Annotated in this window: 8 protein-coding genes and 1 pseudogene; all 9 read left to right on the forward strand. The window is 40.0% G+C overall.

Going from position 1 to position 12,081, the window contains the following annotated elements; genetic code table 11:
- Position 1 precedes the first annotated feature (1 nt).
- Positions 2-1,501, forward strand: coding sequence for an endo-1,6-beta-glucanase (locus B091_RS0100960; RefSeq protein WP_425303979.1), 1,500 nt, complete (start codon positions 2-4; stop codon positions 1,499-1,501).
- 12 nt (positions 1,502-1,513) lie between these two features.
- Positions 1,514-2,848, forward strand: a complete 1,335-nt coding sequence (locus tag B091_RS0100965; protein WP_026166276.1) for a DUF5125 domain-containing protein — start codon at positions 1,514-1,516, stop codon at positions 2,846-2,848.
- A gap of 90 nt (positions 2,849-2,938) precedes the next feature.
- Positions 2,939-5,308, forward strand: a complete 2,370-nt coding sequence (bglX, locus tag B091_RS0100970) for a beta-glucosidase BglX (protein WP_018108129.1) — start codon at positions 2,939-2,941, stop codon at positions 5,306-5,308.
- Positions 5,309-5,330: 22 nt separating this feature from the next.
- The gene (locus B091_RS0100975) at positions 5,331-7,538 is read left to right on the forward strand and encodes a glycoside hydrolase family 3 C-terminal domain-containing protein (RefSeq protein WP_018108130.1); all 2,208 of its coding nucleotides are present in this window, start codon (positions 5,331-5,333) and stop codon (positions 7,536-7,538) included.
- A gap of 351 nt (positions 7,539-7,889) precedes the next feature.
- Entirely contained in the window at positions 7,890-8,264 is a 375-nt protein-coding gene (locus B091_RS0100980) for a transposase (RefSeq protein ID WP_018108131.1), read from the forward strand.
- Positions 8,265-8,311: 47 nt separating this feature from the next.
- Positions 8,312-9,046: an IS3 family transposase gene (locus B091_RS11615; protein WP_018108132.1), complete on the forward strand. Its 735-nt coding sequence runs from the start codon at positions 8,312-8,314 to the stop codon at positions 9,044-9,046.
- A pseudogene (locus B091_RS13020) lies at positions 9,036-9,176 on the forward strand (hypothetical protein); the annotation flags it as partial. The gene B091_RS11615 and the pseudogene B091_RS13020, both read left to right, overlap by 11 nt.
- Positions 9,177-9,531: 355 nt before the next feature.
- Complete coding sequence (ruvB, locus tag B091_RS0100990; RefSeq protein WP_018108134.1) at positions 9,532-10,554, forward strand: Holliday junction branch migration DNA helicase RuvB; 1,023 nt, start codon at positions 9,532-9,534, stop codon at positions 10,552-10,554.
- A 10-nt stretch (positions 10,555-10,564) separates the two neighbouring features.
- Positions 10,565-12,079, forward strand: coding sequence for a lipopolysaccharide biosynthesis protein (locus B091_RS0100995; RefSeq protein ID WP_018108135.1), 1,515 nt, complete (start codon positions 10,565-10,567; stop codon positions 12,077-12,079).
- The last annotated feature ends 2 nt before the right edge of the window (positions 12,080-12,081 follow it).

A 12,081-nucleotide genomic window follows, 5' to 3' on the forward strand; every position in this document is an offset into this window, starting at 1 on the left:
GATGAATATAAAGAATAGAATGATTCTGCTAAGCTATTTACTTGTTGTAATGGCGTGCACAGGGTGCGGTAACAGCAGCGAAGAGGAGAATATTATCAATCCGCCGAAGCCTGACGTTACGGGCGATGTTACGGGTTATGTTACAACCAACGACCGAACGGCAGATTTCAAAGCTTTTGCAGTAGATTTCAATAAAAGGCCTAGCATGTCGCCAACTACAATTACGCTAGATCCGTCTCAAAGATTCCAAAATATGGATGGCTTTGGGGCAGCTGTAACGGGTTCTACTTGTTATAACCTGCTAAAGATGGCTCCTGCTGATAGAACTAAGTTCTTAAAAGAGACCTTTTCTACAACAGAAGGAATGGGGTATAGCTACATCCGTATATCTATTGGTTGTTCGGATTTCTCCCTGAGTGAATATACTTGTTGTGATACACCAGGAATTGAGAATTTCGCACTTCAAAGTGAAGAGCTAGATTATGTTATTCCAATTCTAAAAGAAATTCTATCCATCAATCCAGAGGTGAAGATTTTAGGTTCTCCATGGACTCCACCAAGATGGATGAAGGTGAATAACTTAACAGATCTTAAACCTTTTAACTCTTGGACAGATGGCCAGCTTAATCTTAAATATTACCAAGACTATGCACTTTACTTCGTGAAATGGGTAAATGCAATGCAAGCAAATGGTATTAATATCTATGGTATTACAGTTCAAAATGAGCCATTAAATAGAGGAAATTCGGCATCTATGTACATGAGCTGGGAAGAGCAAAGAGACTTTATTAAATCGGCTTTAGGGCCTAAGTTCAAAGAGAGTGGATTAGATCAAGTAAAAATATACCTGTTTGACCACAATTACAACTACGATAACATCAGTTCTGAGCAAGACTACGTGGGTAAAATCTACAAAGACAAAGAGGCTGAAAGCTATGTTGCAGGTGCTGCATTTCATAATTACGGTGGAAATCGTGAAGAGCTTAATCGTGTACACGATAGCTATCCAAATAAAGAGTTAATCTTTACAGAGACCTCAATAGGAGAGTGGAACGATGGTAAAAACCTAAGTAAAAGACTGATGGAAGATATGGCAGAAGTGGCTCTTGGTACTGTTAATAACTGGTGTAAGGCTGTTGTTGTCTGGAACTTGATGTTGGATTCTGAAAAAGGACCTAATAGAGATGGAGGTTGCCAAACTTGTTACGGGGCAGTAACGCTTGATAAAGGAGATTATAAAACCATTACAAGAAACTCGCACTACTACATCATTGGTCACTTATCATCGGTAGTAAAACCAGATGCTACTCGTATCGGCACAACTGGATACACAGCAGAGGGCGTTACTTACAGTGCTTTCGACAATAATGATGGTAGTTATGCATTTGTGTTATTGAACAATACAAGCGAAGTTAAAAAAGTAACAGTAAACGACGGTACGAAAAACTTTACATATACCGTTCCTGCTAAGGCTGTTACTTCTTATCAGTGGAAAAAATAAAAGATTAGAATTATGAAAAAACACATATATACCCTTATGGGCTTGTTTCTTAGCCTGTTCTTATATAGTTGTTCCGACGACGATAAAGGTCCAGGAAACCCTGTAATTACGATCGAATTAGATGCAGTTGAGTTAGAAAATGTGATGTTTGGCGATAGCCTATCTTTTAATATAGGTGTTGCTGATGCAGATAATGTACCACTATCTACACTAAAGGCACGTCTGTTTTTCAGTGACGAAATGGTGTCCGAAACAGTGATACGTACCAAAACATATGACGAATATGAGGGTAAAATATACATTCCATTCTTGAAAGATATTCCGAATGGTACAGCCACTTTGGTCTTTGTACTACAGAATATTAATCTAGGTATTACAGAGCAAGAGTTTGAATTACCCCTTACCAGACCAGAATATCCTTACTTAACATTGGTTACTGCAGATAAGGAATATAAATTACTGCCTACTACAAACTATGAGTACGTGGCTGAAGAGAGTTTCCCTAGCAAAGTGCCTGGGTATATTAAAACTCCAACGCTGACAGATAGAGGAAATGTGATGACATTTGGCTGGGATGCCGATCAGGTGAAAGAGGAAACTACTAGGCCTATTCCTTTCTCAAATTCTTCTGCGGGAGAGTATAAAATATCGTTCAATACACTGACCTACAATGCTGCTCCATTTATTATTGGCTACACCATTAATGGTGAGCCTATGAATAGAGCAGATGAGAACAACTTTAGCATCGACCTAAATTTAGAACCAGGAAATGAGGTGGTTGTAGATGGTATAGATGGCTTTGATACTTGGTGGATAGATCAAGACTTCTTCTCGAAAGAAGAGGATAAGCTGATTTTTAAACCAATAGAGGGGGAGTACAGAATTACAGCAAACTTTGAACTTGAATACCTACGTGTTGAAGTGCTTGATAACGGTGAATTAGCTACGTTACAGCCCGATGGTTCTGGAGCAATCTGGATTATTGGAGACAATATTGGTAAACCTTCTTTGGCAAATACAACAGGATGGAACCCTGGTAATGCAGTCTGCATGGCTCCAATAGAGAAGGGCAAGTATAGGGTTACACTAGTTGCAGGTAAAAATGTATCCGAAGACTCTATTGACTTCAAGTTCTTCTATCAAAAAGAGTGGGGAAGTGAGTTTGGTTCGGACGCACTCTCTACAGATAGTGACCTTGTTTTTGTGGGCAATGGCGATAATGGTCGTGACAGTGGTAATTTAGGAATTATAGAAGATAAGTCTCTAACTGTGGGTAGTACCTACCAATTTACGGTAGATGTTACTGCAGGATTAGATAAAGTAGTTCTTACGGTAAAAGAGATTTAGTATGTGTTAAATTTTAGTATGGAGGCTCTGTTTAGGGCCGCCATACTATTTTAAAGACTTGATGGATAACTCTAATAACGAATATAATTTATGAAAATAAAACGTTTACTAAGTATAACACTCCTATTGGGTAGTAGTCTTTTAGCTTTTGGCCAACAGACTACGGATGAGAAGGTTGCTAATTTGGTAAAAGAAATGACCTTAGAAGAGAAAATAGGTCAGATGAACCAAAATAGTTACTTCGGATTAGATACAAAGCAGATAACAACTTTAGCCGATAAAGAACTTGATGATTGGTTGCAAAAGTTAGGGCATAACCCAGCCAAGATTCAGAAAATGAGCCATGCCAAAAAGGTTAAGCTAGTTGTCTCTGCTAACGATATGGAGTTTGACAAAGCCGTACTCGCTCCGATACGTCGTGGCGAAGTGGGTAGTTTACTCAACGTGGTCGATCCTGTTTTGGTTAACCGTATTCAGCGTGCTGCGGTAGAGGATAGCCGTTTGGGCATCCCTTTAATCATTGCACGTGATGTTATTCATGGATATAAAACAATCTTCCCAATTCCGTTGGGTCAAGCAGCCTCATTTAATCCAGACCTTGTAGAAGAGGGTGGACAGGTCGCTGCAAAAGAGGCACGTTCGGTTGGTGTACAGTGGACTTTTGCTCCGATGCTAGATATCTCTCGTGACGCACGATGGGGTAGAATAGCGGAATCTTTCGGTGAAGATCCTTATCTAACCTCTGTTATGGGTGTTGCTATGGTCGATGGTTTTCAGGGAAAAGGGAATTTATCTTCCGATGCAGCAATGGCAGCTTGTGTCAAACACTTTGTTGGTTACGGTGCCTCTGAGGGTGGTCGAGACTATAACAGCACCAATATTCCTGCAGCCTTGATGCACAATGTCTATCTCTCTCCTTTTGAGACCACTATAAAGAGTGGTGCAGCAACGCTGATGACCTCTTTCAATGATAACGATGGTATTCCCTCTTCAGGGAATGGTTATTTATTGGATGAAGTACTTCGTGGAAAATGGGGTTTTAAAGGAGTTGTAGTATCTGACTGGGCCTCTATTGCAGAAATGATTGCCCATGGTTTTTCTAAAGACACCAAACATGCAGCAGAACTATCAGCCAATGCACTTTTAGACATTGATATGGTCTCTCAAGTTTACCTCAATCATCTACCAGAGTTGGTTAAAGAAGGCAAGGTTAAAGAGTCTGATATTGATGGTATGGTTACGAATATTTTACGTTTAAAGTTCGATTTAGGTCTATTTGATAACCCCTATGTAGATATCGAAAAGGCCTCAGTAATGTATGCCGACAGCCATTTAGATGCTGCAGAAAGGGCCGCAGTAGAATCGGCTGTACTCTTGAAAAATGAGGGTAATACGCTCCCTTTAGCAAAGGGTACTAAAGTAGCAATTATCGGACCAATGGCCGATGCGCCACACGATCAAATGGGTACTTGGGTATTTGATGGAGAGAAAGAGCGTACTGTAACTCCTCTAAAAGCTCTTCAGAGCACACATTCGGCTATTAATTATGTTTATGAGCCTGCATTAAGATACTCTAGAGATGAGAATACGAGCCAGTTTGAAGCAGCAAAAGCAGCAGTTCGTGAGTCGGATGTTGCCGTTGTTTTTGTAGGCGAAGAATCTATCCTCTCGGGCGAGGCACACTCACTCTCTGATATCAATCTTATCGGTAAACAATCAGATCTTTTAGCAGCTGTAAAGAGCGTGGGTAAGCCCGTTGTTATGGTTGTTATGGCGGGTAGGCCACTTACCATTGAGCGGGATTTGGCTCATGCCGATGCCGTGTTGTATAATTTTCATCCAGGTACAATGGGTGGTCCTGCAATCTTAGATTTATTGTTTGGTAAGGAGAATCCAAGTGGAAAACTCCCTACAACCTTTGTGCGTGAGGTAGGACAAATTCCGATGTACTATAACCACAACAATACGGGCCGTCCTGCTCCTAGTCAGGTTATGACTTTAAAAGACATTGCACTTGAGGCAGGTCAAACTTCACTAGGAAACACCTCTTTTTATTTAGATTCTGGTCGTGATCCGTTATTCCCATTTGGCTATGGGCTCTCCTATACCACTTTCAGCTACACTGACTTAAATATCTATCCAAAGGAGTTGGCTAAAGATGGAGTATTGAACGTCTCTGTAACTTTAACCAATAACGGTAATCGAGATGGTAAAGAGGTGGTTCAGGTCTATGTGAGAGATTTAGTCGGTAGTGTGGTTCGTCCAGTTAAGGAGTTGAAGCGATTTAAGAAAGTGGAATTAAAGGCTGGCGAGAGTCGTCAAGTAACCTTTACCATTCCCGCAGAAGAGCTTGGCTTTTACAATGCCAAAGGAGATAAGTTAATCGAATCAGGTGATTTTAAGATATGGGTTGGTACGGATAGCAGTGCTACACTAGGTACTGATTTTGAAATTAAGTAATAGATAAAAAACAGAATTAGATATGAGAAAAATGCTAATGTTAGTGATAAGTTTTCTTGCTGTAAATGCAATGGCTCAGTCGCTACATAGGTTTCCCGATGGCTGGGATAAAGATATGGAGAGTAAAATAGAGCGTGTGCTAGAGCAGCTTACTTTGCAAGAGAAGGTGGCACTTTGTCACGCTCAGAGTAAATTTAGTTCGGCAGGTGTTCCACGTTTGGGTATTCCAGAAAACTGGATGACCGACGGACCTCATGGTATTCGTCCAGAAGTTTTATGGGACGAATGGGATCAGGCAAGCTGGACGAACGATTCGTGTATTGCTTTTCCTGCATTAACCTGTTTGGCAGCCACATGGAATGAGCATATGAGCCAAATTTATGGTAAAGCCATTGGTGAAGAAGCTCGATATCGTAATAAAAATGTACTGCTAGGACCAGGTGTAAACATCTATCGTACACCACTTAATGGACGCAATTTTGAGTACATGGGGGAAGACCCTTTCTTGGCTTCTCGCATGGTCGTTCCTTATATTAAAGGGGTACAATCTAACGGTGTTGCCGCTTGTGTAAAACACTTTGCACTCAATAATCAGGAGATTAATCGTCATGGTGTAAATGTTATAGTGGACGATCGTACGCTATATGAAATTTATCTACCAGCCTTTAAAGCCTCAGTACAAGAGGGTGGTGCGTGGGCCATAATGGGTGCCTATAACAAGTATCGCAATCAATATTGCTGCCACAACGACTACCTTCTCAATGACATTCTTCGTAAAGAGTGGGGTTTTGATGGTGTTGTTGTCTCTGACTGGGGTGGTGTTATGGATACTCGGGAAGCTGCTCTTTATGGGCTAGATATGGAGTTCGGAACTTGGACAGACGGGTTAACAGAGGGACTTAGTAATGCGTATGATAGCTATTATCTGGCTCAGCCATTTTTAAAGATGTTGCAATCTGGCGAGCTCAGTGAAGATGTTGTTAATGAGAAAGCACGTAATATTTTACGTCTTATTTACCGAACAAACTTAAATCCACATCGTCCTTTGGGTAGTTTTGGCACAGAAGAGCATGCTCTTGTGGGTCGCCAAATAGCTGAAGAGGGTATTGTACTACTTAAGAATGATAAAAAAACACTGCCATTCAACATCAGCATTGGCACTCATATTTTAGTAGTGGGTGAGAATGCTATTAAACCGATGACTGTGGGTGGAGGTAGCTCTTCTCTCAAGGCTAAGTACGAGGTTTCTCCACTAGACGGAATCAAAGCTCGAGTAGGAGATAATGCTAAAGTAACCTTTGCAAGAGGATATGTAGGTGATGTTTTGACGGTTCAAGATGGTCTGAGAAGTAGTACCGACCTATCGGACAATCGTTCTAAAGAGGAGTTAATATCCGAAGCCGTATCGGCAGCAAAAGATGCCGATGTAGTTATCTTTGTGGGTGGTTTAAACAAGAGTAGTGGTCAGGATAGTGAAAGCAACGACAGAGCTAGTTTAGGTCTGCCTTATGGTCAAGACGATTTGATTGAGGCACTTGTTAAAGCAAATTCTAATTTGTTGGTGGTAAACATCTCTGGTAATGCTGTGTCTATGCCTTGGGTAAAATCTGTGCCAGCTATTTTACAAGGTTGGTTCTTGGGTACAGAGGCTGGTAATGCATTGGCTTCGGTTATTTTTGGCGATACTAATCCTAGTGGAAAACTCCCCTTCTCTTTCTATGCACAACTAGATGATAATGGTGCACACGCCTTGAATGCGTATCCTGGAGGTGATGATGTAGAGTATAAAGAGGGGCTTTTTGTAGGTTACAGATGGTTGGATAAACATAACATCAAACCACTATTTAGCTTTGGTCACGGCTTGAGTTATACCTCATTTAGTTTTGGCAAGGCTATTGCTGATAAGAAAACAATGCAGATCGACGATACAATTGAGTTTAAGGTTTCTGTAAAAAACACAGGTAGTGTTGCTGGTGCCGAAGTTATTCAGCTTTATGTTGAAGATGTTAAATCGTCTCTTCCACGCCCAATAAAAGAGTTAAAGAGCTTCCGTAAAGTTTGGCTAGAACCAGGCGAAGAGCAGGTTGTATCAATGACTTTAAGCAAAGAGGATCTCTCGTTCTTTGACGATATAAAACATGAATGGGTGGCAGAACCTGGTGATTTTATCGCACACATTGGTAACTCTTCTACCAACATAAAGAGTAAAGTTAGGTTCGTGTTAGAGTAAAATAATATTTTGTAATCATAAACTCGTCTTGTAGCTAACTAAGGTAGCTCTAGACGAGTTTTTTTGTTTATGGGGAGTGGTGTTTTGAAAAATTAGCCTTGCTAACTTTATCAGCAGAAGTGGTTAAGAGATAAAACCATCTTTATCTTAGTGGAACAAAGGCGAGAGCTAGGAGTTAAGATCAATAGTAGCTAAATGTATGAAACATATGGGTTTGAAAAGCAAATTGACACGTAAGTAGAAATAGGCTGCAGATTCTAATCACAAGGAATTCTGTATGATTTTTAAAGCTAGTGTGTAATGTGACTTTTCCTGAAAAAGGTAGACACATTTCATTAATTATAATAATTAATGAAAACAAAGAAGAAGAATAGATATACAGACTTGGAGAGACTGGATATCTTACGTGACCACTTTGAGTCAGGATCTAGCCGTATTGGAACAGCAAGAAAATTCAAGTTAGGAACTCCTACTTTGATAAATTCTTGGATAGAGAGGTTTAGCTTTGAAGAATTAGAATTATCTTCTGACTGTAAATATAGTCAAGATATGAAAAAGAAACCTCAGACTAGTGAGGCTCAAGAGCTCTTGGAAGCAAGAGTAAAAGAGTTGGAAAAGGCTTTGGCTTATTCAAAATTAGAGACGCTTGCTCTAAACACTCTAATAGATGTAGCTGAGGAGCATGAGGGTATTCGCATCCGAAAAAAATCTGGGGCCAAGCAGTAACAGTACTCCACAAGCAGCATGGCTTGCATATTACAACTGCTTGTGGATTGTTTGGCCACTGTAGACAAGCATATTATCAACTCAAAACAGATTATTTAGAGAGGTTAACTCGTGAAAAACAACTTATCGTTGCAGCTAAAGAGATTCGATCAGAGGCTCCAGGGGTTGGTTCTGTAAAGCTTCACATACAACTCAGGGATATCTTTGGGCAGGACTTCATGATTGGTAGAGATGCCTTTATTGGACTATTGAGAAAGCATGCTTTGGTGTTACCAGCACCCAAACCTCGACGAACAACAAACTCAAATCATAGCTTTCGTAAATATAAAAACTTGATTAAAGATCTTAAAATAACTAAGGCTAATGAGTTATGGGTTAGTGATATAACTTACATTGACACGGCGGAAAGTTTTAGCTATCTACACTTAATAACTGATGCATACTCTCGTCGGATAATGGGTTGGAAGTTAGCAAACTCTCTAAAAGCAGTCCACAGCATAGATGCTCTTAGAATGGCTATCGACTATACTAAAGAAAACTCATTAGAGGGCTTAATCCACCATTCAGATCGAGGAAAACAATACTGTAGTACTGATTATGTGAAAGAACTTAATAATTATAATATTAGCATTAGTATGACACAAGACTCTAAACCCACAGATAATGCAATAGCAGAAAGAGTAAATGGTATTATTAAGCAGGAGCTAATTTACAGGCAGAAGCAGTTTAAAGACTTTAAAGAGCTCAAGACAAAACTGTTTAACTTCACCCGAGTATTATAACAAAAGGCGTCCCCATATGAGTTTAAAAATGCAAACTCCAGATGTAGCCCATTTACAAGAGGGCAACCAAGTAAAATTATGGAAGCTAAAGGTATATAAAAAGAATAGGGCTTACCCTGCACAATACTGAGTGAATTATTTAACTTTAAAAACAAAATGAAAAACTAAGTAGAGTTCCTTTAATGCAGTAGAATCAAATATGACTATTTATTCAGTATGCGTATAAAGATTATGTCTACTTAGTTAGTGATTAAACCCGAAATGTGTCTACCTATACAAGTATAAGGCATAATTAGTTGGTCTTGACCTTCATGTGGGCCATTGATAGCCCAAAACGACTAGGTCATTTGTAGTAAAGTACCTAGTCGGAGCAAGCAAACCACTTACTCGATTTGACTCCCTGAGTATGGGCCATCTTTTATGCTGAATACTGAGGGTGCTGGCTGATTCTTTTTATTACCTTTGTTTGTGAAATAGTTTATATAATGGAAGATAATTTTGATATCCGAGACCACCAATTAACCACTCGCGAAACTGAATTCGAGAATGCGTTGCGTCCTTTATCGTTTGACGATTTTAATGGGCAAGAAAAGGTGGTTGAGAACCTTACTATATTTGTTAAAGCTGCACGCTTACGAGGTGAAGCACTCGATCATGTGTTGTTGCATGGGCCTCCAGGTCTGGGCAAAACGACATTATCGAACATCATTGCTAACGAACTTCAGGTGGGCTTTAAAGTAACCTCTGGGCCTGTGCTCGACAAGCCAGGTGATTTGGCTGGTGTGTTGACGAGTCTTGAGCCCAATGATGTATTGTTTATTGATGAGATTCATCGTCTTTCGCCCGTAGTCGAGGAGTACCTTTATTCGGCTATGGAAGACTACCGAATAGATATCATGATCGACAAAGGGCCTTCGGCTCGAAGCATTCAGCTCGAACTAAATCCTTTTACCTTGGTGGGAGCAACGACCCGAAGTGGTTTGTTGACAGCTCCACTTCGTGCTCGATTTGGTATTAACTTGCACCTAGAATATTACGACGACGATGTGTTGACCCGTATTATTAACCGTTCGGCTGATATCTTAGATGTTCCGTGCCAGATTCAAGCGGCTGAAGAAATTGCATCTCGAAGTAGGGGTACACCTCGTATTTGTAATGCATTGCTTCGGCGTGTTCGTGATTTTGCTCAAGTAAAAGGTGATGGAACGATTGATGTAGCAATTGCTAAGTATGCACTTGAGGCATTAAACATTGACCGTTACGGCCTGGATGAAATCGACAATAAGATACTTTGCATCATTATAGATAAGTTTGGCGGTGGTCCTGTCGGGATTACTACCATCGCTACAGCTTTGGGTGAAGATACAGGTACTATCGAAGAGGTTTATGAACCCTTCTTAATCAAAGAAGGATTCATTAAGCGTACTCCTCGAGGACGTGAAGTCACCCCATTGGCTTATACCCATTTGGGTAGAACCCCCGAGTCTAAACAGCAAAATCTATTTTAATCTCTCAACTATGACCAGCAATAAACAAACCTCAGCAGGGGAGAGTAAGCGATTAGTAAAAGATATAATGATCTATGGTGCGAGTAGCATCGTAGGTCGTTTTTTAAACTATCTACTTGTTCCGCTATACTCTTACAAGATGACTGTGGAGAGTGGAAGTTACGGTGTGGTTACCAATATGTATGCGATTATTGCTTTACTGTTGGTGATTCTGACCTATGGTATGGAGACGGGTTTTTTCTATTTTGCCAATAAAAAGACGGAGAATCCTAGCCGTGTATTTTCTACAATTTTGATTTCAGTAGGAGTGAGCTCGCTATTATTTGTGTTTTTATGCTTGCTTAATTTAGGCTCAATAGCTCAATTGCTCGAATATGGGCAGCACCCCGAATATCTGGGTATGATGATTATTGTAGTTGCACTCGATGCTTTTATGAGCATCTTATTTGCTTACTTACGCTACATGAAGCGGCCCATAAAGTTTGCTTCAATCAAGATATTCTTTATTGTTAGCAATATTGCACTAAACTTATTCTTCTTGGTTTTGGCTCCCGACCTGAAAAAGTCTATGCCATCCCTATTTGCTTGGTTCAATGTAGAGGATTTGGCGGGGTATGTTTTTGTGGCCAATCTTATAGCAACCTGTTTGCAGCTGTTGTTCTTTGTGCCTGAGCTAAGACGTATGAAGTATATCTTCGATTTACCGCTCTTTAAGCGCGTGTTCAAGTATTCATTCCCAATCCTAATTTTGGGTGTTGCAGGGGTGTTGAGTCAAACATTTGATAAGATAATATTCCCCATTGTTTATCCAAATGAGGCAGAGGGTTTATCTCAGCTGAGCATTTATGGAGCGACCAGTAAGATTGCCATGATCATGGGGATGAGTACGCAAGCCTTTCGTTATGCTTACGAGCCCTTTGTTTTTAATAAAAACCGTCAGGGTGATGGCCGAAAAACCTATGCCGATGTGATGAAGTTTTTCATCATCTTCACGCTTTTGGGCTTTCTTGGAGTCGTCTTCTATCTAGACGTGATTCAGTATATTATTCAGTCTGAATATCGCGTAGGTTTAATCGTTGTACCCATTGTTATGCTTACCGAAATTTTGATTGGTGTCTATTTTAATCTTTCCTATTGGTATAAGCTCACAGAACAAACCAAGTGGGGAGCATATTTTTCGATCATAGGTTGCGGTGTTATTATAACTTTGAATATCTTGTGGATACCTAAGTATAGTTATATGGGAGCAGCTTATGCAGGTTTGGTGGGTTATGCGTTAATGACCTTGCTCTCTTATATTGTAGGGCAAATGAAAAACCCCATCCCTTACGACATGAAGCGTATTGCTGGTTATGTTTTTCTGACACTCTTTTTATACCTTCTGGGTACACAAGTAGAGATATCTAACTTATATTTACGATTGACTTACAGAACAGTTTTATTAATAATCTATGTGGCTTATGTACTAAAAAAAGATTTGCCACTGCGGAAGATTCCTCTTCTAAACCGATTAACTAAATCATAGCA

Origin of the sequence: Bacteroides propionicifaciens DSM 19291 = JCM 14649 (genome assembly GCF_000375405.1) — a bacterium.
In the GTDB taxonomy this organism is placed as follows: domain Bacteria; phylum Bacteroidota; class Bacteroidia; order Bacteroidales; family Bacteroidaceae; genus Bacteroides_E; species Bacteroides_E propionicifaciens.

Bases quoted from the DNA above. Each gene is read 5' to 3' on its own strand.
- B091_RS0100960 (WP_425303979.1), top strand. From the start codon at position 2: ATGAATATAAAGAATAGAATGATTCTGCTAAGCTATTTACTTGTTGTA.
- B091_RS0100980 (WP_018108131.1), top strand. From the start codon at position 7,890: ATGAAAACAAAGAAGAAGAATAGATATACAGACTTGGAGAGACTGGAT.
- bglX (WP_018108129.1), top strand. From the start codon at position 2,939: ATGAAAATAAAACGTTTACTAAGTATAACACTCCTATTGGGTAGTAGT.
- ruvB (WP_018108134.1), top strand. From the start codon at position 9,532: ATGGAAGATAATTTTGATATCCGAGACCACCAATTAACCACTCGCGAA.
- B091_RS0100995 (WP_018108135.1), top strand. From the start codon at position 10,565: ATGACCAGCAATAAACAAACCTCAGCAGGGGAGAGTAAGCGATTAGTA.
- B091_RS0100965 (WP_026166276.1), top strand. From the start codon at position 1,514: ATGAAAAAACACATATATACCCTTATGGGCTTGTTTCTTAGCCTGTTC.
- B091_RS0100975 (WP_018108130.1), top strand. From the start codon at position 5,331: ATGAGAAAAATGCTAATGTTAGTGATAAGTTTTCTTGCTGTAAATGCA.